The sequence below is a fragment of the Microbacterium sp. CR_7 genome (assembly GCF_041954755.1).
In the GTDB taxonomy this organism is placed as follows: domain Bacteria; phylum Actinomycetota; class Actinomycetes; order Actinomycetales; family Microbacteriaceae; genus Microbacterium.
Window position 1 is genome coordinate 242288 of record NZ_JAVAYF010000002.1, and the last position, 21950, is coordinate 264237.

A 21950-nucleotide genomic window follows, 5' to 3' on the forward strand; every position below is an offset into this window, starting at 1 on the left:
TCAGGCTCCCGACGCCTTCGCCTCCAGCAGCGCACGCTCTCGATCGTTGCCTGCGAGGGCGGCGGCCGTGGCGAACTCGCTGCGCGCTTCCGCATCCCGTCCCAGTCGCAAGAGCAGCTCCCCTCTCGTCGCCGGCAGCAGGTGATACCCGCGCAGGGCTCCGGATGCCGAGAGCTCGTCGATGATGCGCAGGGCCGATGCCGGCCCCGTGGCCATCGCGACGGCCGCCGCCCGGTTGAGCTCGACCACGGGCGACGGCGCGATGCGCCCGAGCGCCTCGTAGAGCAGCACGATGCGATCCCAATCGGTCTCCTCGACCGACGGCGCCACGGCATGGCATTCCGCGATCGCCGCCTGCAGTCCGTAGGCGCCGCGCCCGGTGCCGCGCGCGTCCGCCTCCGCGAGGGCCGCTCGACCCCGTGCGATGCGGCCTCGGTCCCAGCGGCCGCGGTCCTGCTCGGCGAGCAGCACCGGATCGCCGTTCCTGTCGACCCGGGCGGGAAAACGCGCGGCCGTGAGCTCCATCAGGGCGAGCAGGCTGTGCACGTCACGCTCCCCGGGCATGAGCGCTGCCAGCACTCGCGCGAGACGGATCGCCTCGATGCTGAGCTCGGGACGCATCCAGTCGGAGCCGCTCGACGCCGAGTGGCCCTCGTTGAAGATGAGGTAGAGGACGCCGAGGATCGCCCCGAGACGCGCGGCATGCTCTTCGCGCGGCGGCACCTCGAACGGCACGCCCGCCGCCGCGAGGGTCTTCTTCGCCCGCACGATGCGCTGCTGCACGGTGGCGGTCGGCACGAGGAACGCGCGGGCGATCTCCTCGCTCGACAGGCCGCCGACGACGCGCAGCGTGAGAGCCACCTGCGCCTCCCGCGACAGCACCGGGTGGCACGAGATGAAGATCAGGCGCAGCACGTCGTCGTCGACCGCATCCGGGTCCCAGGGCACCGCGTCGGCCGCCTCATCCTGCTCGCGCTCGAGGTCGTGCGCGATGACCGCGATCCGGTCGTCGAGGCGCTCCCTGCGCCGCCACCCGTCGACGGCCTTGCGCTTCGCGACCGCGGTGAGCCAGGCCGCGCCGTTGCGCGGCACGCCGTCACGCGGCCACTGTCGCAGCGCATCCACCAGGGCCTCCTGGGCGAGGTCCTCGGCGAGACCGAAGTCGCCGACCAGGCGTGTGAGCGTGGCGACGATCTTCGCCGACTCGATGCGCCACACGGCGGCGACGGCGCGCTCCGCTGCATCCCCGTCGGGGGCGGTGCGCGCCGTCGCGCTGTCGTGCGGGTCGGTCATGTCACTGCTGGGCGCGCTGCGCCTGCTCCTGCCGCCAGCCCTCTTCCTTCTCGATCCACTCGTTGTCGGCGGGGAAGTCTGAGGCGTCGGTCACCCGGCGCACCTCGAGGAAGTTGCCGGGCGTGAGTGGGGCACGACTGGCCCACTCGGCCGCCTCCTCGCGGCTGGACACCTCGAGGATCCAGAAGCCGTTGAACAGCTCCTTGGTCTCGCCGTAGGGGCCGTCGGTGATGAGCGGGGTCTCGGCGCTGAAGTCGACCACGAAGCCCTCGGCGGCATCCGTGAGACCTTCGCCTGCGGCGAGCACGCCGGCCTTGATCATCGACTCGTTGTACTTCCCCATGGCTTCGATGACCTGCTCGAACGGCATCTCCTTGTACGCCTCGACGGCCTCGTCGGTCGCGCGCATGATGAGCATGTACTTCATGGTGTTCTCCTCTGTGGGTGGGGCCGCGATTCGACCCTCTCATTGAAGACGTCGAACGGGAACGTCGCAGATCGACATCGCTCCCGGATTTTCTCGAACTTTTTTCGCGGGATGCCCGAGCGTGCTCAGATCAGCGCGTCGGCGGCCGTGCGGATGGCGTCGGCCGACGCCCTCAGCAGACCGAGTTCGCGCTCGTCCATCGGCGTCTCGCCGAGCGGCACCGCCCCTGCCGCTCCCACCACCGAGGGGACAGACAGCGCGACGCCTTCGATGCCGTACTCGCCGCCCAGCACGGTCGCGACCGGCAGCACGGCCCGTTCGTCGCGCAATACGGCCTCGGCGATGCGCGCACAGCTCACGCCGATCGCGAGGTTCGTCGCGCCCTTGCCCTGGATGACCGTGTACGCGGCGTCTCGCACCTCGACGGCGATGCGGTCGAGCTCCTCGGCCGTGAACGGCTCCTCGGCCGGCCAGTCGAGGATCGGGACGGAGCCGATCGTCGCGTTCGACCACAGCGGGAATTCGGTGTCGCCGTGCTCGCCCACGATGTCGGCGTGCACACTCGACGTGCTCACCTGTGCGCGGTGCGCGAGCCGCCACCGCAGCCGCGAGGTGTCGAGCACCGTGCCCGACCCGAACACCCGGTGCGGCGGGAGGCCGGTGACCCGCTGCGCGACGACCGTCATGACGTCGGCAGGGTTGGTGACGATCAGGAAGACGGCGTCCGGAGCCCGCTCGACGAGCTGGGGCAGCAGGCGCTCCAGCAGGCGCGCGTTCGTGCTCGCGAGCTCCATGCGCGTCTGCCCCGGCTGCTGCTTCGCACCGGCGGTCACCACGACCACGTCGCTGCCGTCCACGACCGAGAGATCCGACCCTCCGCTCACGGCCGCGGACGTGAACTGCGTGCCGTGCGCGAGGTCGAGCACCTCGGCATCCACCTTGGCCGTGGCGATGTCGTAGAGCGCGACCTCTGCCGCACTCCCCCGGATCAGCGCCGCGTACGCGACGCTCACCCCCACGCTTCCCGCACCGATCACCGTGAGCTTCGTCCGCGCTGTCGTCATACGGCCATCCTGCCCGAAGACACGAGAGCGGGCACGGACCTATCGGCCCGTGCCCGTTCATCGTCAACGGCGGAGGAGCGTCCTGCTCACTCCCACTCGCCCGCTGGCGCGGCCGAGTGCCACCAGCGCTCGTCAGACGAGCGGGAGCTCCTTCGTCACTCCCACTCGATGGTCCCCGGCGGCTTCGACGTCACGTCGAGCACGACACGGTTGACGTCGCGGACGCTGTTCGTGATCCGGTTCGAGATCTTCGACAGCACGTCGTAGGGCAGACGCGTCCAGTCGGCGGTCATGGCGTCCTCGCTGGAGACGGGCCGCAGCACGATCGGGTGCCCGTAGGTGCGGCCGTCGCCCTGCACGCCCACCGAGCGGACGTCGGCGAGGAGTACGACGGGGCACTGCCAGATCTCCTGGTCGAGCCCGGCCTTGGTGAGCTCCTCACGGGCGATGGCGTCGGCCTCGCGCAGGATCTCGAGGCGGTCCTTCGTGACCTCGCCGATGATGCGGATGCCGAGACCGGGCCCCGGGAAGGGCTGGCGGCCGACGATCGCCTCGGGGATGCCGAGCTCGCGGCCGATCGCGCGCACCTCGTCCTTGAACAGGGCGCGCAGCGGCTCGATGAGCTCGAAGTCGAGGTCGTCGGGCAGACCGCCGACGTTGTGGTGGGACTTGATGTTCGCGGTGCCGGCACCGCCGCCGGACTCGACCACGTCGGGGTAGAGCGTGCCCTGCACGAGGAACTTCACCGGGGCGCCGCCCGAGGCCTTCGCCTCGGCGACCAGGTCGAGCTGCACCTTCTCGAACGCGCGGATGAACTCGCGGCCGATGATCTTGCGCTTCTCCTCCGGGTCGGTCACGCCCGCGAGGTGGCCGAGGAACGTGTCGGCCGCGTCGACCGTGATGAGCCGGACTCCGGTGGACTCGACGTAGTCCTTCTCGACCTGCTCGCGCTCGCCCTTGCGCAGCAGGCCGTGGTCGACGAACACCGCGGTGAGCTGGTCGCCGATCGCCTTGTGCACGAGGGCCGTGGAGACGGCCGAGTCGACACCGCCCGACAGCGCGGAGATGACGCGCGCGTCACCGACCTGCTCGCGGATGCGCTCGACCTGCTCGGCGATGACGTTGTCGGGGTTCCAGTCGGAGGCCAGTCCCGCTCCCTTGTGCAGGAAGTTCTCGAGCACGCGCTGACCGTGGTCGGAGTGCTTGACCTCGGGGTGCCACTGCACGCCGTAGAACCGACGCTCCTCGTCGGCGAACGCCGCGACCTTCGTGGCCTCGGTGGTGGCGAGCACTTCGAAGCCCTCGGGCGCCGTGGCGACCTGGTCGCCGTGGCTCATCCACACGTTCTGCTCGTTCGGCTGGCCGCCGAGCAGCGTGCCGCCGTCACCGGAGATGACGGCATCCGTGGCGCCGTACTCTCGCAGGCCGGTGTGGGCGACCTCGCCCCCGAGCGTCTGCGCCATGTACTGGAAGCCGTAGCAGATGCCGAGCGTCGGGACGCCGAGCTCGAACACCGCCGGGTCGAGGCGCGGAGCACCCTCCTCGTACACCGACGACGGGCCGCCCGACAGGATGATCGCGACCGGGTTCTTCTCGGCGATCTCGGCGGCGGTCGCGGTGTGCGGCACGATCTCGCTGTAGACGCCGGCCTCGCGGACGCGGCGGGCGATCAGCTGCGCGTACTGCGCGCCGAAGTCGACGACGAGCGCTGGGCGCTGCTGGGTCTCGGTCTGTTCGGTCACCGGGCACCTTCCGTGGCGGGGGCGGAGGCCTCGGCGGCCTCCCGAGTAGCGAGGTAGGCCTTGACGTCGCGGGCGACGACGGCCTCCATGAAGAACGAGAGCAGCGGGATGACGCCGCCGAGCGCGAGGAGGATGAACCGCAGGAACGGCCACCGCATCAGGCTCCACATGCGGAAGCACGCGAAGAGGTAGACGACGTAGAACCAGCCGTGCGCGACGAGGATGCCGAGCGAGAGGTTGAATCCGTCACCGGTCGACTCGAGCCCCTCAGGGCCCTCGACGACCTGGGCGAACCACAGCGGCCCGCCGGAACCGCCCGCGAAGAGCTCGAGGTGGATCGGGGTGTACTTCAGCACCATCTCGGCGACCAGCAGGAGCAGCATGACTCCCGTGATGATCGCCGCGATCTGGTAGAACTTCAGCGCACCACGGATCGCCGGAAAGCTGGCGACTTTCGGTTCGGGCATGGGTCCAGTCTAGTCGGCGTCGCCCGGTGCCCGACGGAGGGCAGGATGCTGGTCTGGTCAACCTGACCAGACCAGGTCTATCCTAGAGCGATGACGACGACCGTGAACGTGCAGGACGCCAAGACCCGGCTGTCCGAGCTGCTCCGACGGGTCGAGTCGGGTGAGGATGTCGTGATCGCCCGCGCAGGTACGCCGATCGCGCGAATCAGTGCAGCGACGCCGCCCCGGCGGTCCCTCGACGCACCACTGCTCCCTGAGATCCCGCCGATCGCGGGTGACGCCCTGCTCGAGGATGCCACGGCGGAAGAACTCGCGGACTGGGAGGGCGACGCCGACGACCCGCTGAATGCGGCTCGATCGTGAGCGCCTATCTGCTCGACACGCACGTCGTGCTGTGGCTGGCGACCGACCCGGAGCGTGTCCCGAGCACCCTCCGCGCCCTGCTCACCGAGGCCGAGTCGGTGTACGTGTCAGCGGCCAGCCCTTACGAGATCGCGCAGAAGACCCGGCTGGGGCGCCTGCCGCACGGCGGTCGGGTGCTGACGCGATGGCAGCCCTTGATGCAGCTGCTGTTCGCGACCGAGCTCCCGCTGAGCACCGCGCACATGCGCGCCGCCGGCGAGCTCGCGTGGGAGCATCGCGACCCGTTCGACCGGATGCTTGTGGCGCAGGCGCAGCTCGACGGGCTGATCCTGGTCACCGCCGACGAACGGATCCTCGCGTACCCCGAGGTGTCGTGCGCAGAGTGGACGTGATCGCCGCCGTTATGGCGCGGGTGGCCGGGCTATCAGCAGCTCACCCGCACCTGTGACGTCGAGCGCGCCCGCGGCGTGCGGCACCAGCAGGGTGCTTCCCGCGCCGACCGCGTCTGAGCCGACGGTGAGCGCACCGCTCGCCACCACCGCGATCAAGAACCCCTCGTCGATCACCGCTTCGCCGTCGACCGGCATCCGCTCGAGTCGGAAGTAGCGATCGGCATCCGCAGGGAACACGGACCCGGATGCCGGGGCGGCGCCCACGAGCGTGCGCACCCCCTGCGGGGATCGCGCCGTGCGGTTCACCGCGGCGAGCGCGACCTCGAAACCCAGTCCGAGGTGTCCGAGGGCGGGGCCGTCGATCGCGAACCCCTGCCATTCGAGCAGGATCGACAGATCCTCCGGCTGCTGGAGTTCGAGCAGCAGCACGCCCTCCCCGATCGCGTGGAGCTCGCCCGGCGGCACCCAGACCACGTCGCCCGGCACCACGTCGACCGCGTGCAGGAGTGCGAGCAGGGCGTCCACGTCCTGCCTCGCCACGAGGTCGGCAAGCTCGGCGGACTCGACGTCGCGCTGCAGCCCGACGTGCACCCTGCCGCCCTGCAGGATGTACCAGGCCTCGGCCTTGCCGTGCGCGCGACCCAGGTGCGAGGCGGCGAAGTCGTCGTGCGGATGCGCGTGCACGGGCAGCCGCTGCCCGGCGTCGAGCAGCTTCACCAGCAGGCGGGTGTCGGCTCCCCAGCGACGGACGTGCTCCTCGCCGAGCCAGCCGACCGGGTCGGCCTCGACGGCATCCCGCAGCAGTCGTCCGTCCGGCAGACGAGTGAGCCCGACCTCGCTCTCACCGTTGACGGTGGTGGTCGATCCGATCCAGTCCTCGGGCTCGCGCGGGGCGCTGCCGCTCTCGCCCCGGAACGCGCTGATGCGCGCTCCCCCGAGATAGAAGCGCTCGGCGGGGCGGTTCGAGGGGAGGATAACGGGTCGCGAAATCATGCTCTCTCCTGCTCGTGCTCGTGCTCGTGCTCGTGCTGCTGATTCTGATCGGCGACGACCCCCGCCAGGAAGCCGCCGACGAACGTGTCGCCGAGTCCGATCGTGGTGGGAGTCGCGACATCGAGGTCGAAGGCGGCGACGCCGACGGCCCCCGCGAGACGCTGTTCGACCGAGGCGACGACCGCCTCGCCGCCGCCGTGCTGCGGCATCCCGCGCGTCTCCTCGACGTCTCGTGCGGTCAGCGCGTCGCCGGCCCGGTACCGCGTCGCGGCCACGACGACCGCGCTCGCGAGAGCGGACCGGTGGCGGTGCGCCGCCTCCCCCACAGCGATGGCCCAGTACCGGGTGTGCACGACCAGGGTCGCCGCGGGGACGATCCGACGCACCTCGGCAAGCGCCCGAGCGACGTCATCGGCGTCGAGCAGGTCGACGTCGCGTCCGAGATACTCCTGCAGCTCGTCCTCGTTCATGCCGTACACGTCGACCAGCGACAGCAGTCGTGACCGCACCGTGGCCGCGAACTCGCGCGTGTAGAAGCCCGCATCCTCGTAGTACACGAGCGCCTCCGCGGGCAGCGATGCCATCGCCGTCCTCACGTCGTGGAGCCGCTGTTCGAGCAGGTCGTGGTCCTGCATCGTGTTGAAGCCCGACACGAGGAACACCCGCGCCCGCGCGAGCTCGTCGGTCAGAGCGGGCGCGATCACCATGGTGCGGTTCGGCGCGTCGTTGGCGAAGATGAGGCGGTTCGACGCAGGAGCCACGATGACGCCGTCGTCGAGCTGCACGCGGGTTCCCGCCGGATACTGGACGATCAGATGCGGATCGAGGGTGTCCTCCGCCGCGGACGACACGTACGTGATCGCGGGCGGGAGGAGCCGCCGCACGGTGTCGTCGATGCTGACCAGATGCTGGACGCTGGGGATACCGAGCGCGTCCAGCACGAGGCCGGCGCGCACGCCCGTGCCGCCGAGCGTCACGGCGAAGGAGAAGTGGGCGGCGAATCGCTCGACGATGTCCGACGACGCGACGAACCGCTCCGCCCCTGCGCCCGAATCGACGAACGCCAGGACCGTGAGGAGCAGCGACCGCTCGTCGACGATCGGCGCCGTGGTGGTGAGCTCACTGTGGCGCACGCCGTGGTCGCGGGCGAGGCGCTCGATCACCCCGGCATCCCAGGCCAGCTCGTAGTCGACGGTACCGCCGAGCCCCAGCACGAGCGTGCCGCCCGCGACCCCGGCGGATCCGTCGCCCATGCGCGAAGTCGTTCCGTCCACGACGCCGATCATCCCCCGTCGACCGCTCAGTACAGCGACGCCTTGCCGTCGGCGCCGAAGAGCTCGATCTTCTCGGCGGCCGTCGCCTTCATGGCGGTGAGCGCCTCCGGCTGGATCGCGTTCGGCTCGCGCAGACGGCGGTCGGTGCCGAGCACCTCGCGCATGCGGTCGTGGTACGAGACCTTGATGTCGCTCGAGATGTTGATCTTGTTGACGCCGAGCTCGACGGCCCGCCGCAGCTCGGCATCCGGGTTCGACGATCCGCCGTGCAGGACGAGCGGGATCCGCACGGCCGCCTTGATCTGCTCGAGCAGATCGTGGCGCAGCTCGGGATTCTTGTCGCTCGGGTACAGGCCGTGCGAGGTGCCGATCGCGATGGCGAGGCTGTCGACGCCGGTCTCCTCGACGAAGCGCACCGCGTCATCCGGGTTGGTGTAGATGATCTCCGCCGCCCCCGACTCGCCGTAGCTGTCGTTCGCGCCGATGGTGCCGAGCTCGCCCTCGACCTGGATGCCCGCGGCGTGCGCGGCCTCGACCACCTTGCGCGTGATCGCGACGTTCTGCTCGAACGGTTCGAGCGAGGCGTCGATCATCACCGACGTGAAACCGGCCTGGATCGCGCGGATGATCTGCTCGTAGCTGCCGCCGTGGTCCCAGTGGATCGCCACCGGCACGCTCGACCGGTGAGCGCGCGCGTGCATCGCCGGGATCAGGTCGGTCGTGATGTGCGAGACCTCGTCGGGGTGGATCGCGATGATGACCGGGGCGGCCTTCTCCTCGCTGATGTCCATGATGCCGTTGAACATCGCCCAGTCGCTGATGTTGAAGGCCGGGATGGCGAAGTCGTGCGCGTTGGCGACGTCGAGGATGGATTTGCCGGTGTAGAGCACTTGTGTTTCTCCTGTTTTCGTGATGGTCGTGAAAGGTCGAGCGGGGCTCAGCTCTTGACGGACCCGGCCGTGAGCCCGCTGATGAAGTACCGCTGGAAGAAGAGGAAGAGGATCAGCACCGGGATCGACCCGAGCACGCTCATCGCCATGATCTGGTTCCAGTCGTACGAGTGCTGCCCCATCAGGAGCTGGATGCCGATCGGCACCGTGCGCATGTCGATCGACCGCGTGAGCGTGAGCGCGAAGAGATACTCGTTCCACGCGATCATGAACGTGTAGATGCCGACAGAGACGATGCCGGGCACCGAGATCGGGACGAGGATGCGCCACAGCGCCGTCATGGAACCGGCGCCGTCGACGCGGACGGCCTCGTCGAGCTCCTTCGGCAGCGTGTTGAAGTACCCGGTCATCATGATGATCGCGTAGGGCAGCGTGAACACCATGTAGGTGAGGATCAGGCCCGCGTACGAGTTGTACAGCCCGAGCGCCACCATGAGCCCGAAGTACGGGATGAGCAGCGTGATCGGCGGCACGGCCTGCACGCTGACGATGACCACGTTGAGGATGCGCTTGCCGCGGAACTCGAAGCGGCTGAAGGCGTACGCCGCCTGGATCGCCACGAGCAGCGTGAGGATCGTCACGGAGCCGGCGACGACGTAGCTGTTCAGGAAGAACCGCATGGTCTCGGGGTTCGTGAAGATCGCGACGTACGCGTCGAACGAGAACGTGTCGGTGAGGAGTCGCGGCGGGAGCTCGAAGATCTGCGTGTTCGACTTGAACGAGCTCGACAGCATCCACAGCACCGGACCGGCGGCGAACACCGCTCCGAGGATCAGCGCGACGATCAGACCGGACTTCGCGAGAAGGTGGGACCTGGTGCGCCGGGGCCGGGTGTCGACGGTGAGAGCCATGATCAGTCCCTCGCTTTCTGGTGACGGACGTAGAAGACGGCGAGCACCATCGACATCAGCAGCACGAGCACCGCGGAGGTCGCGGCGAGAGAGAAGTCGTACTTGGCGAACGCGAGCTTGTAGGTGAAGGTGCTGAGGACCTCGGTGACGTCGATCGGACCGCCGCCCGTCGTCATCCAGATCAGGGCGAACTGCTGCGAGGTCCAGATGAGGTCGAGCAGCACCAGGCTGATGATGATCGGACGCAGCTGCGGGATCGTGACGTTCCAGAAGCGCTGCACGGCATTGGCGCCGTCGACGCGGGCCGCCTCATGCAGGTCGGCCGGCACACCCTGGAGCCCCGCCAGCAGGCTGACCATGAAGAACGGATACCCGGCCCAGATGTTGATGAAGATGATGGTGCCGAGCGCGAGCTGCGGCGAGGCCAGCCACTCGATGTCGGTGTTCAGCAGAAAGTTCACGACGCCGTTGGGCGCCAGGAGCATGCGCCACAGGACCGCGATGACCGCGACCGTGAACAGCCACGGGAGCACGTACAGCGCCCGGAAGATCGAGCGCGAGAACCGGCCGAGCAGCGGGCTGTTGAGCATCATCGCGAAGGCGAGGCCCAGCATCAGGTGCGCCGCGACGCTCGTCACCGTGAAGAGGACCGTGTTGCCCGTGGCCTTCCAGAACCCGGGGTCGGAGAGGATCTCCACGTAGTTCGCGATGCCGACGAACTCGGGCGACTTGTTCAGGATGACGTTGTCCTGGAACGAGTAGCCGATGACCATCACGATCGGGACGATCATGAGGACGAACAGCAGGATGAGAGTCGGCGAGAGGAAGCCGTACGACTCGGTGGTCTTGCGCAGCTGCCGCCTGCGCCGCGACGGGGCGACGCCGGTGACGATCACCTCGGTGTCGTCGGACAGTTTCAGGCTCATGGGAACCGGTGCTCCTTGGTTGGTCGGGTGCCGCACCGCCGCTGCGGTGCGGCACCCCGTTCATGCGGGAGTCGGGAGGAGGGTCAGAACTCCTTCAGCCACGACTCCTGCGCCTTCTTCAAGGCGTCGTCGATCGACTGCTGACCGTCGAAGGCGGACTGCAGCTGCTCGCCGAGCTGGCGCATCAGGTCCTCCGCGACGGGCAGACCCGTGAACTCGTTGGCCGGGTACCCGGCTTGGTAGATCTCGAAGGCCTTCGCGAAGAGCTCGTCGTCGTTCACGAAGTCCGGAACCGACTCGGAGTTGCCGGGGAACGCCTTCGCCATGGTCGACAGCTCGGAGTTCGTGTCCTGGCTCATGAGGAACTCCACGAGCTTGAACGCAGCCTCCTTGTGCTCGCTGTTCTCGGCGACGCCGATGCCCCAGGATGCGTAGGGGATGCCGCGCTCGCCGTCGTACCCGTCTTCAGCGGGGATCGCCGAGATCGAGAACTGCAGGTCGGGGTTCGACTCGCGGATCAGGTTGATGTGCGCGAGCGAGTCGATCATCATGCCGACGCGGCCGTTGGTGAACTCCTCGACCTTGTCCTGCTCCTTCATGGTGAACGATCCGGAGGCGATCACGCCGTCGTCCCACAGACCGCCGATGTAGTCGATCGCCGAGGTCACGTCGTCGTTCGTGAGGTCGGGCTGGCCGTCCTTCAGCATGGAGCCGCCGGAGGCCCACACCCACGACATGACGTCGTTCTGCACGCCGTTGGGCGCCTCGAGCGAGAGCGGGAGCACCCAGCCGGAGACGTCGCCGCCGAGAGCGGTCACCTTGGCTGCCGCGTCCGCGAACTCGGTGCGCGTGGTGGGCGGGGCCGTCACGCCCGCGTCGGCGAGAAGGGTGTCGTTCGTGAACATCGGGTAGACGAAGTTCACGACAGGGATCATGTAGGTACTGCCGTCGACCTGGATCTGGCTGGCCAGCTCGCTGTCGTCGTAGTCGTTCTCCTTCATGAGCTCGGTCAGGTCGGCGATCACGCCCTGCGAGGCGAAGTCGTTGACCCACGCGCCGTCGAGGCCCACGACGTCGGGCATGGTGCCGGATGCCGCGCCGGCGAAGAGCTGCTCCTTGGTGGAGGCGTACGGTCCGCTGACCAGGTCGACAGTGATACCGGGGTTCTCGTCTTCGAACTTGTCGATGAGCGCACGGAACTCGCCGTCGGGGAGTTCGGGCTCCCACCACTGTGCGAACTCGATCGTGACGTCGCCGCCGTCTGCGCCGCCGTCGCCGGAACCGCCGGACGAGCATCCGGCCACGGCCAGCACCGTCAGAGCTGCGGTCGCTGCGCCGGCGAGCTTCAGGGTGCGTCGCCCACGTCCTGCTGTGATCATCACTTCTCCTCTTCGAGATCGTGCCGCATCACGCGCTTCAATGCTTGTTCATGCGGTTTTGAGCCATGTTATGCCGTGATGTGCGGCTGCGCAAGCAGATCATGGAGTCGTTACCGCGGCGATATCCGACTTTCGGTCTGGCTTTCGGCGAAGCAGGACCGTGGATCGATGCAGTTTTATGCAGAATTGTGCGGGATTCTGGCCCATCTGTGCTAGAGATGTCTGCATGGATGCTGTTGGCCCCTCGCCCAAACGCCGCCTCCCCGCGGGCCGCAAAGCCGATCTGGCCGCCTACGTCGAACAGACGGGACAGGTCACGGTCGGCGATCTCGCCGAGCATTTCGCGGTGTCGATCGACACGATCAGGCGCGATCTCGACCAGCTCGACCGCGAGGGCGTGCTGGTGCGCACCCACGGCGGCGCCGTCAGCGCCGCGAGCGGAGCGCTGAAGGACAAGGGGCTCGACGTGCGCATGCGGGTCCAGACGGAGGAGAAGGAGCGCATCGCGCGGATCGCGGCCGGACTCGTCGAGGACGGCTCGGTCATCATGCTCAACGCGGGAACGACGACACTCGCGGTCGCGCGCGCCCTGCGGAACCACCACGATCTCACCATCGCGACGAACAACCTGCGGATACCGGGCGAACTCGCCCCGACCGTCTTCCGGGACCTGTACGTGTTCGGAGGCGCCGTGCGCTCGATCACGCAGGCGACGACCGGGCCCGTCGCCTTCACCATGACGCCGGGCGGTCCCGAGGTCGACATCCGCTGCGATCTCGCCCTCATCGCCGTCGGGGCCGTCGACGAGGCGGGGTACTCGACGTCGAATCTCGGGGACGCCGCGATGATGTCGGAGATGATCGAACGCGCCGAGCGCACGGCGATCCTCGCCGATTCCAGCAAGCTCGGACGACGCTTCTTCGCCCAGATCGCACTGCTGGAACGCGCGGACTACCTCATCACCGACGCGCCGCCACCCCCGCGCATCGCCGCGGCCCTCGCGCAGGCCGACGTCGAGGTGCTCACCGCCTGACCCGGCGAGATCGCATGCGGGCGGCTGCCGGACCCCTGCCAGTCGCGACACACGCCACACGACGGAGGCCGCCGGGATCTCTCCCGACGGCCTTCGCCTGCGTCATCCGATCAGCGGATCAGAACCACCCGGTGATGAGGTCCCAGATCCAGTCGATGATGCCGCCGATGATCCCGCCGATCCCGCCCGCGCGGTTCACGGTGACGGTGGCCGTCGCCGCGTCCCCGTCGGCCTGCGAGACGACGACCGTGTACTTGCCCGGCTGCGTGTTCTTCGGAACCGTCACGCTCGTCGAGAAGGTTCCGTCGGCGGTGACCTGCACGGTGCCGACCTGGATCGGCTTACCCTTCTTCGGCTCGAGCACGACCGTCAGGGTCTCGCCCGGCTCGAAGTCCGCGCCGGTGATGCGCAGCTTCTTGCCCGCGGCGACCTTCGAGTCGGTCGTGATCGTGCCGGCGAACTCCTCGGGCTCCTCACCCGAGATCGTGAACGGCACCTGCACGGTCGTCCCGGTCGACGGAACCGTCACGGTGAGCGGCTGCTCGCCGAACACACCGGACGGGACCGTGAACGTGAGCGACGCGCGTCCGGCCTCGTCGGTCGTGTCGACGATCGTCGGATCGATCGCGCCTGCGGCGACCTGCGTGCCGCCGAGAGACAGCGTCACCTCGCCGGGTGCCGCCTCACCCCCGCTGAACGCGAGCGACGAAAGCCCGACGGTGACCTGATCGCCGGCGGTGTAGCCGTCGGCATCCGGAGCACTCACCGTGACACCGACCGCGCGCTGCGCGAGGTCGGGCGTCCCGGTCTTGTTCGCGTCGAACCAGTCGACCATCGACTGCAGGTCGATCTTGCCGGTGTCGCGCTTGCCCGTGCCCTCGCGGAAGGTGAAGAAGTTGTCTCCACCCGCGGCGAGGAACGAGTTCGCGGCGACCGTGTAGCTCGCCGACGGGTCGATCGGTGTGCCGTTCAGCGTGATCGAGGTGATGCGCGAACCCTGCGCCGCGGTCGGGTCGTACGTGTAGACGAGCCCCTCCGAGACACCCAGCTTGAGGAACGGACGCGCCGCTCCCGACGGCTGCCACTGCTCCTCGAGCACGCCCTTCAGCTGCGTGCCGGTGAGCGTCAGCGTGACGAGCGTGTTGGCGAACGGCTGCACCGTCGCCGCCTCACGGTACGTGACGTTGCCCGCCGGATCGTTCGCATTCGACGACGCGTACGTGAGGTTCGCGCGGATCCCGCCCGGGTTCATGAGCGCGATGTCCGCACCCGTCGACCACTTCTGCACGTCGGCGACGAAGTTGCCGATCGTCGACTCGCCACCGCGGTTCTCCGACCCGTTCGCCTGACGCGCCCGGTTGAAGTCGGCGGTGATGTCGCCCACCTTGACGGCGCCGAGCACGTCGGCGTCGGCCTTCGCCTTGGCCACGATGTCGGCCACCTCCGGAACGGCCGGGTACAGCGGCTGGCCGTTGGCGGTGAGCGGCTTGATCTGGTTGGTGATCGAGAGCAGCTCCTTGGACTTCGGGTCGACCTGGATGTTCATCAGCCCGAGGTTCTCGCCGTACTGACCGGCGGAGATCACCGGACGACCGTCGATCACGTGGTTGTACGCGAGGTGCGTGTGCGCCGAGACGATCGCGTCGACATCCTCATCCACTCCGTAGACGATCTCGCCGAGCGGCGTCTCCGGGGTGATGCTGGCCAGCTCGACGCTGGCCGCGCCCTCGTGCACGAGCAGGATCACGACGTCCGCCTCACCGTTGGACTCGTCCCCGTCACGCAGGTCGTCGGCCACGGCGTTCACCGAGTCGACGATGCTGCGCACCTCGAGGTCGGCGATCCCCTCCGGCGAGACCAGCGAGTCGAGGTCTTCCGTGACGGCGCCGACGAAGCCCACGCGCACCCCGTCGAGCTCCTTCACCCAGGCCGGTGCGAGAGCGGGCTCGCCCGTCTCGGTGAGGAACACGTTCGACGAGATGTACTCCCAGTCCGCGCGGTCCTGCACGCGGTCGCGCAGGTCCTCCCAGCCCTGGTCGAACTCGTGGTTGCCCGCAGCGCTGACGTCGAGACCGGCCGCGTTGAGCGCGTCGATCGTGGGGTTGTCGTCGTTGATGAAGGAGGTGAACGTCGACGCGCCGATCAGGTCGCCGACACCGGCGAAGATCGTGTTCGGGTTCGCCTCGCGGAACTGCTTGACGGCTCCCGCGACCACCGCGGCACCGGCGGCGGCGCCGTCGGCCTCGATGCGGCCGTGGAAGTCGTTCATCGTGACCACGTCGATGCTCACCGGCGGAACCTCGGAGGAGACGCCGACGATGATCGGGTCGTGGTCGCTCGACCGGAACGGGGTGCCCGCCTCGGTGGCGCCGAACGCGTAGCCGCGGTCGCTCCACTCCGGCGAGTTGATGCTCCAGACGCCCGCACCCGTGATCGAGGCGGCCAGCGACGGCGACGCGAGCACGTGGTCGAGCGAGCCGAGCTCGCCGTCGAACGAGTACGTGTGCTGCCCCGGCGCCTTCTCGGGTGCGACGTCGCTCCAGCCCGCGCTCGTGAAGACGTCGATCGGGTCTTCCTTGGCGTAGGCGTTGAAGTCGCCGATCAGCAGGATGTCGCTGCTGCCGGTCTTCTCCTCGATCGTCGCCGTGAAGCCCTTGAGCGAGTTCGCCTGGGCCACGCGGTCGGCGTTGAAGAAGCCCTGGCCGTCGGCCGGCTCCGCTCCGCCGCCCTCAGGGGCGGACTTCGACTTGAAGTGGTTCGCGACGACGGTGACGGTACGGCCGTCGATGTCGAACGCCTGGGCGATCGGCTCGCGGGCGTTGCCCCATACGGTCTCGTCGGTGACGGTGAGGCTGTCGCCGACGGTCGACACGTCATCCTTCTTGTAGATGATGGCGCTCGTGATGAAGTCGGTCGTGGCCGCGTTGTTCAGAGCCGCCGGGGTGCGGACGTAATCCCACACATCGTCGCCGAGAGCATCGTTGAGACCGTCGACGAGATCGGCCAGCGCCTCGTCGAGCGAGCCGCCGAGCTTGATCGAGTTCTCGATCTCCATGAGCGAGACGATCTCGGCGTCGAGCCCGTTGATGGCCGCGACGATCTTGGACTTCTGGATCGCGAACTGCGCAGCGTTCGCTGCACCGCGCGCGTTCGAGTTCTCGCTCTTGAGCGTCGTGAAGTAGTTGAAGACGTTGAACGAGGCGACCTGCACATCGCCGCCGACCTCGGGTGCCGATTCGACGCGCGGGTTGGTCGCCTCGAAGCCGACCTTCGCGTCCTCGGGCGAGGTGCTGTCGATCGGGACGACCGGCTGCAGACGCCAGTCGTCGAAGCCGTACGACAGCACATAGCCGTTGTCGCGGAAGTCGACGGTGTCGCCGTTACGCACCACGAGGTCCTTCGTGAAGTACGGCTGGTCGTTCGGGTGGCCGTTGTTCGTGACCTGGATGGACCAGCCGTCGTCGAGCAGCAGGCGGTTCGCGCGGTTGGCCGCCGCGATCGCCGCGGCCTCCGCACCCGGACGTGCGAGCTCGGTGCTCTTCACGTTCAGGTCGGCGCCGGCGTTCAGCCACAGAGTGCCGAAGTTGTAGAGCTGGTGGCTGGAGGCGACGCGGTAGGTACCGGTCGGAGCGACGAGCATGCTCTCGTACTGCTCACGGTCGGCACCGACCACGGTGTCCGGCAGAGGCGTGACCGCCGGTGCGCCGACGCCCGCCTGCACGACCGAGATGCCGGCCAGGGATGCCGGATTGATCTGCGTCTGGCCGAAGTACTCGCTCACCGAGCCCGTGACCGAGACGAGGTCGCCGATCGCGAGCGTCGGGGTCAGAGCGTTCAGGAAGACGAAGACGCCGTCGGAGGCGCCGGGAGTCGCGTCGGTCGCTCCGCCCGAGCCCTGCGTCTGGATGACGATGCCCTTGTAGCCGCCGGTGCGGTAGTCGGCCGTCACGACACCCTCGACCGTCACGGTCTGGCCGTTGAGCGGCGACACGTCCGCCGTGCCCTGCACCTCGGCGATCGACACCTTCGCGGGGTCGGTTCCCGGCTCCTCGGGCTCTTCGGGCTCCTCCGAGCCTCCGCCGGAGTTCTGCGGGGTGATCGTGGCCGAGAGCGCGAAGTCGACGCTGTTGTCGTCGGTGTCCGTGCCGTTCGTGCGGTTCAGCGACTTCACGTCGGTGTTGCCGGCGGGAGCCGGTGCCGCCTTGGTCTCGAAGGTGTTCGAGGTGCCGTAGCCGAGCACGTCGATCACACCGTCGACTCCGGTCACCGACCCCGGCGTGAGAGCCACGGCCGTGGTGCCCTTCACGAGCGCAAGGGTGCCCGCGCTTCCGCTCGGGTTGAGGTTGCCCGTCGCGTCGGGCGCAGGCAGCGCCGCGCCGTTCGCGCCGTTGCTCCCACCCTGCACGAGGTAGTGGCCGCCGGCCGGAATGCTGCCGCTCAGCGGCGCGACGCCGGTGAAGTTCCCGGTGCCGGTCGCTGACCGGTACTGCAGCGTGAGGCCGTCGAGCGCGACCGGAGCGTCGGTCGGGTTGTAGAGCTCGACGAACTTGTTCGTGTACGCGGCCCCTGCGCTGCCTCCGGACAGGTACGCCTCGTTGATGACGACCCCCGTCCCTGCGACATCGGCGGAGGCGGGCGTCGCGATCAGGGCACTGGCGCCCAGAGCTGCGACGCAGGTGGCGGCGAGGACGCCGAGACGCCCCCGGCTTCTGCGATCGGACCCGTGAACCTCGCGGTTCGCGGCGTCGGAAGCGGACATCATCGGTGTTGTCTCCTCGGTCTCATCGGGCGACGGCTCTCGTGGAGCCACGACTGCGCACCCTCACAGCCGGCGCACATGATGCGAGCTTATGAAGGCCCTCCGACATCATCAACGGAGTTTTCCCATTGGTCACCGAGCGCTAACCGAATGGCCGGAGCGAACCCCTGACGAAGGTGGAATATCGGATCGCCGGTCGCTCGGATGCGCGGCGCGGCCTGCGCAGATGCGCGGGGCGCGGGGACGCGGGGGGGCGGGGGCGCGGGGGGCGCGGGGGCGCGGGGGCGCCGATGAGCGGAGCGTCAGGCGGACTCGGATGCCGCGGAGTCCTCGAACTCCTCGACCTCGCGCTCCCACGCATCCTTCGCGAGGCGGTACCAGAGGTAGAAGGCGAAGCCCGCGAAGATCGCCCACTCGGCGGCGTAGAACACGTTGAGCCAGTTGACCGGCGACTGCTCGGCCGGTGCGGGAGACGCGATGTCGGTGAGTCCGGCGGACGCCGTCGACGACGCGAGGTAGGGCCGGTACATGTCGAGCCCCTCGACGTCGTGCCACACGCTCAGCAGGGCGGCCGGCGACATGCGGTCGATGCGATGGGGGTCGTCCTCCGGCGGCACCGACGGGCCCTCGTCGGAGATGATCCGCCCTGTGACCTCGACGACCGAGCCGTCGGCGTCCTCGTTCAGGGTGTCGACGGCATCCTGAGCGACATCACGGTCGGCGGTCCAGCCGATCGCGACCGCGATCGACGTCTTCTCGGCGACGCGCAGCTGGCCGGTGACCCAGTACCCCGAGACATCGTCGTTGAACCGGCTCGACACGATCACGAAATCGTCGGCGACCCAGGACCCCGACGTCTCGACGCGCTGACCGACGAGCGGCTCGGCGAGGTACTCCCCCGGCTCGACCACCTCGGCGAGCGGACGCACGTTCTCCGTCGCTCCCGCCGGCGGCGGATCCGTCTCGATCGCCCGCTCCAGCTGCCACTGGCCGAGCCACGCGAACACACCGGCGACGATCAGGCACAGCACGAGCATCCCGATCCAGCGACCGCGGAGCATGACCTCGCGGAGGGTGGGCGGGAAGAGAGCCGGGGATGTCACGGTGATGCGCGGGACCTCAGGCCTCGTAGGGAGCGAGCACGACCTCGACCCGCTGGAACTCCTTGAGGTCGGAGTACCCGGTGGTCGCCATCGACTTGCGCAGTGCGCCGATGAGGTTCGCGGTGCCGTCGGCGACCGGAGCAGGACCGTAGAGGATCTCCTCGAGCGTGCCGATGCCGCCGACCTCGACGCGGCGACCGCGCGGAAGCTGCGGGTGGTGCGCCTCGGGTCCCCAGTGGAAACCGTGTCCGGGAGCGTCGGTGGCTCGGGCGAGCGCGACGCCGAGCATGACGGCGTCCGCGCCCATCGCGAGCGCCTTCACGATGTCACCCGAGGTGCCGACACCGCCGTCGGCGATCACGTGCACGTAGCGCCCGCCCGACTCGTCGAGGTAGTCGCGCCGAGCGGCGGCGACATCGGACACGGCCGTCGCCATCGGAGCGTGGATGCCGAGGGTGGCGCGCGTCGTCGACGCCGCTCCTCCGCCGAAGCCCACCAGCACACCGGCGGCGCCCGTGCGCATCAGGTGCAGCGCGGCGGTGTACGTCGCTGCGCCGCCGACGATCACGGGCACGTCGAGGTCGTAGATGAACTTCTTCAGGTTCAGCGGCTCGTCGACGCTCGACACGTGCTCGGCCGACACCGTCGTGCCGCGGATGACGAACAGGTCGACCCCGGCCGCAGCGACCGTGTCATAGAACTGCTGGGTGCGCTGCGGCGTCAGCGAACCGGCCACCGTGACGCCGGCCTCACGGATCTCGGCCAGACGGCGGGTGATCAGTTCGGGCTTGATCGGCTCCGAGTACAGCTGCTGCATCCGCACCGTCGCGGAGTCGCCGGCCAGTCCCGCGATCTCGGCGAGCAACGGCTCGGGGTCTTCGTAGCGGGTCCACAGGCCCTCGAGGTCGAGGACGCCGAGACCGCCGAGCTGACCCAGCATGATCGCGGTGCGCGGGCTCACGACGGAGTCCATCGGCGCACCGAGCACGGGGATGTCGAAGCCGAACGCGTCGATCGTCCACGCGGTCGACACATCCTCCGGGTTGCGTGTGCGCCGCGACGGCACCACCGCGATGTCGTCGAACGTGTATGCGCGGCGCGCGCGCTTGCCTCGGCCGAGCTCGATCTCCATGGTCACCCCACCAGACTACCGGGCGCGCACGACGGCCGACGGCGGCGGGATGCCGGCGACCTCACCGCGCGCGCACGACGCGGCGCTCGTCCCAGACCGGCTCGTCCGCCTCGTACACCCGACCGTCCGACCCGAACACGAGGAACCGGTCGAACGATCTCGCGAACCACCGGTCGTGCGTCACGGCCAGCACCGTCCCCTCGAACCGGCTGAGGGCGTCCTCCAGCGCCTCGGCCGATTCCAGGTCGAGGTTGTCGGTGGGCTCGTCGAGCAGCAGCAGGGTCGCCCCCGAGAGCTCGAGCAGCAGCACCTGGAACCGCGCCTGCTGTCCGCCGGACAGCGACTCGAACGTCTGCTGCGCCTGCCGCACGAGGCCGTATCTGTCGAGCGCCGAGCTCGCGGCATCCCTCGGCATCCCCGCCCGCCGTTCGTCGCCACGGTGCAGGATCTCCAGCAGAGTGCGCCCGACGAACTCGGGGTGCGCGTGCGTCTGCGCGAAGAGGCCGGGAACGACGCGCGCGCCCAGGACCGCCGCTCCGGTATGCGCGACCTCCGACAGTTGCTCCCCCGTCGACGTGACGTGCCCGAGGCTCGGGTCGGGGTCGCTGCCGCCGCGCGCGAGCAGCCTCAGGAAGTGCGACTTGCCCGACCCGTTCGACCCGAGCACGGCGACGCGGTCGCCGTACCAGACCTCGACGTCGAAGGGCTGCATGAGCCCGGTCAGCTCGAGCCGGTGGGCGACGACCGCGCGCTTGCCGGTGCGCGAGCCGCGCAGCCGCATATCGAAGTCCTGCGCGGGTGGGCGCTCCTGCGGCGGCCCCGCGTCCTCGAACCGGCGAAGACGTGTCTGCGCTGCCTGATACCGCGACGCGAAGCCGTCGTTCGCCGACGCTTTCACCTTCAGTGTCGCGACGAGAACGAGCAGCTTCTCGTGCTGCTCGTCCCATCGGCGACGCAGTTCGTCGAGGCGGTCCATCCGGTCGGTGCGCGCCTGCTGGTATGTGGCGAAGCCGCCGCCGTGCACCCACGCGGTCGCGCCGGCCCCGCCCGGTTCGAGCGTGACGAGGCGGTCGACGGCGCGGGCGAGCAGCTCGCGGTCGTGCGACACGAGCAGCACGGTCTTCGGCATCTGCCGCAGCTGTTCCTCGAGCCAGCGCTTGGTCGGCACGTCGAGGTAGTTGTCGGGCTCGTCGAGCAGCAGCACCTCGTCCGGCCCGCGGAGCAGGGCTTCGAGTGCGAGCCGCTTCTGCTCGCCGCCCGAGAGCGTCGTCAGCTCGCGGTAGCGCGCGCGGTCGTACGGCACGCCCAGCGCGGCGACGGTGCACTGATCCCAGACGGTCTCGTGCTCGTACCCGCCGGCGTCGGCGTACTCGGCGATCGCCGCGGCGTAGGCCATCTGCGTGTCGTGCTCGTCGCGCTCGATCAGCGCGTTCTCCGCGGCCTCGAGCGACTGCGCTGCCTGCCGGATGCGCGAGGGCGCGACGCGTACGAGCAGGTCGTGCACGGTCTCGCCCGCCTCGCCGTGGCCCACGAACTGGTCCATGACACCGAGGCCGCCGTCGATCGTCACGACTCCGGCATCCGCCGCCTGGTCGCCGCGGATGATCCGCAGCAGGGTGGTCTTGCCCGCGCCGTTAGGGCCGATCAGAGCGCTCGTCGACCCGGAGCCGACGCGGAACGTCACCTCGTCGAGCAGCGGTCTCCCGTCGGGCAGGGTCAGCGAGACCCCTGCGATGTCGATGTATCCCACGGTGCGGGCCGTCCTTCCGCCCGCCTGGCGAGCCGACCAGAATATCAGGCGG

Annotated in this window: 18 protein-coding genes; 3 read left to right on the top strand and 15 right to left on the bottom strand. The window is 69.1% G+C overall.

Going from position 1 to position 21950, the window contains the following annotated elements:
- The 5 genes from RAC81_RS04355 to RAC81_RS04375 all read right to left on the bottom strand — a co-directional run bounded on the left by RAC81_RS04355 (position 1) and on the right by RAC81_RS04375 (position 4993).
- The gene (locus tag RAC81_RS04355) at positions 1 to 1293 is read right to left on the bottom strand and encodes an RNA polymerase sigma factor (protein WP_375081186.1); all 1293 of its coding nucleotides are present in this window, start codon (positions 1291 to 1293) and stop codon (positions 1 to 3) included.
- A gap of 1 nt (position 1294) precedes the next feature.
- A complete protein-coding gene (locus RAC81_RS04360) occupies positions 1295 to 1720 on the bottom strand; it encodes a YciI family protein (protein ID WP_375081187.1) in 426 nt (141 codons plus the stop codon).
- 125 nt (positions 1721 to 1845) lie between these two features.
- Positions 1846 to 2784: an L-lactate dehydrogenase gene (locus RAC81_RS04365; RefSeq protein ID WP_375081188.1), complete on the bottom strand. Its 939-nt coding sequence runs from the start codon at positions 2782 to 2784 to the stop codon at positions 1846 to 1848.
- Positions 2785 to 2939: 155 nt separating this feature from the next.
- A complete protein-coding gene (gene guaA, locus RAC81_RS04370; RefSeq protein ID WP_375081189.1) occupies positions 2940 to 4526 on the bottom strand; it encodes a glutamine-hydrolyzing GMP synthase in 1587 nt (528 codons plus the stop codon).
- Positions 4523 to 4993 (bottom strand): DUF3817 domain-containing protein, encoded by a 471-nt coding sequence (locus tag RAC81_RS04375; protein WP_375081190.1) that lies wholly within the window; start codon positions 4991 to 4993, stop codon positions 4523 to 4525. The genes guaA and RAC81_RS04375 overlap by 4 nt, the downstream gene beginning before the upstream one ends.
- 90 nt (positions 4994 to 5083) lie before the next feature.
- Here RAC81_RS04375 and RAC81_RS04380 point away from each other — a divergent pair, with 90 nt between their 5' ends.
- Positions 5084 to 5356: a type II toxin-antitoxin system Phd/YefM family antitoxin gene (locus RAC81_RS04380; protein WP_375081191.1), complete on the top strand. Its 273-nt coding sequence runs from the start codon at positions 5084 to 5086 to the stop codon at positions 5354 to 5356.
- Positions 5353 to 5748, top strand: a complete 396-nt coding sequence (locus tag RAC81_RS04385; RefSeq protein WP_375081192.1) for a type II toxin-antitoxin system VapC family toxin — start codon at positions 5353 to 5355, stop codon at positions 5746 to 5748. Before RAC81_RS04380 ends, RAC81_RS04385 begins: the two co-directional genes overlap by 4 nt.
- A 9-nt stretch (positions 5749 to 5757) precedes the next feature.
- Here RAC81_RS04385 and RAC81_RS04390 read toward each other — a convergent pair whose 3' ends face one another.
- The 6 genes from RAC81_RS04390 to RAC81_RS04415 form a co-directional block, all read right to left on the bottom strand.
- Positions 5758 to 6741 carry a class I mannose-6-phosphate isomerase gene (locus RAC81_RS04390; protein WP_375081193.1) on the bottom strand — a complete coding sequence of 328 codons (984 nt, stop codon included), beginning with the start codon at positions 6739 to 6741 and terminating at the stop codon, positions 5758 to 5760.
- The gene (locus RAC81_RS04395) at positions 6738 to 8015 is read right to left on the bottom strand and encodes an ADP-dependent glucokinase/phosphofructokinase (RefSeq protein WP_375081194.1); all 1278 of its coding nucleotides are present in this window, start codon (positions 8013 to 8015) and stop codon (positions 6738 to 6740) included. Before RAC81_RS04395 ends, RAC81_RS04390 begins: the two co-directional genes overlap by 4 nt.
- Before the next feature lie 26 nt (positions 8016 to 8041).
- Entirely contained in the window at positions 8042 to 8905 is an 864-nt protein-coding gene (locus RAC81_RS04400) for a ketose-bisphosphate aldolase (protein WP_375081195.1), read from the bottom strand.
- A 47-nt stretch (positions 8906 to 8952) separates the two neighbouring features.
- Complete coding sequence (locus RAC81_RS04405) at positions 8953 to 9816, bottom strand: carbohydrate ABC transporter permease (RefSeq protein WP_375081196.1); 864 nt, start codon at positions 9814 to 9816, stop codon at positions 8953 to 8955.
- 2 nt (positions 9817 to 9818) lie between these two features.
- Positions 9819 to 10742: a carbohydrate ABC transporter permease gene (locus RAC81_RS04410; protein ID WP_375081197.1), complete on the bottom strand. Its 924-nt coding sequence runs from the start codon at positions 10740 to 10742 to the stop codon at positions 9819 to 9821.
- 83 nt (positions 10743 to 10825) lie between these two features.
- The gene (locus RAC81_RS04415; RefSeq protein WP_375081198.1) at positions 10826 to 12121 is read right to left on the bottom strand and encodes an ABC transporter substrate-binding protein; all 1296 of its coding nucleotides are present in this window, start codon (positions 12119 to 12121) and stop codon (positions 10826 to 10828) included.
- A 226-nt stretch (positions 12122 to 12347) separates the two neighbouring features.
- On the opposite strand from RAC81_RS04415, the gene RAC81_RS04420 reads away from it, so the two are divergent.
- Positions 12348 to 13154 (top strand): DeoR/GlpR family DNA-binding transcription regulator, encoded by an 807-nt coding sequence (locus RAC81_RS04420; protein ID WP_375081199.1) that lies wholly within the window; start codon positions 12348 to 12350, stop codon positions 13152 to 13154.
- Positions 13155 to 13272: 118 nt separating this feature from the next.
- Here RAC81_RS04420 and RAC81_RS04425 read toward each other — a convergent pair whose 3' ends face one another.
- The 4 genes from RAC81_RS04425 to RAC81_RS04440 form a co-directional block, all read right to left on the bottom strand.
- A complete protein-coding gene (locus tag RAC81_RS04425; protein WP_375081200.1) occupies positions 13273 to 17916 on the bottom strand; it encodes an ExeM/NucH family extracellular endonuclease in 4644 nt (1547 codons plus the stop codon).
- Positions 17917 to 18215: 299 nt separating this feature from the next.
- Complete coding sequence (locus tag RAC81_RS04430; protein ID WP_375081509.1) at positions 18216 to 18974, bottom strand: SURF1 family protein; 759 nt, start codon at positions 18972 to 18974, stop codon at positions 18216 to 18218.
- 58 nt (positions 18975 to 19032) lie between these two features.
- Positions 19033 to 20148 (bottom strand): GuaB3 family IMP dehydrogenase-related protein, encoded by a 1116-nt coding sequence (locus RAC81_RS04435; protein ID WP_341936161.1) that lies wholly within the window; start codon positions 20146 to 20148, stop codon positions 19033 to 19035.
- A 61-nt stretch (positions 20149 to 20209) separates the two neighbouring features.
- Positions 20210 to 21898 carry an ABC-F family ATP-binding cassette domain-containing protein gene (locus tag RAC81_RS04440; RefSeq protein ID WP_375081201.1) on the bottom strand — a complete coding sequence of 563 codons (1689 nt, stop codon included), beginning with the start codon at positions 21896 to 21898 and terminating at the stop codon, positions 20210 to 20212.
- Between the last annotated feature and the right edge of the window lie 52 nt (positions 21899 to 21950).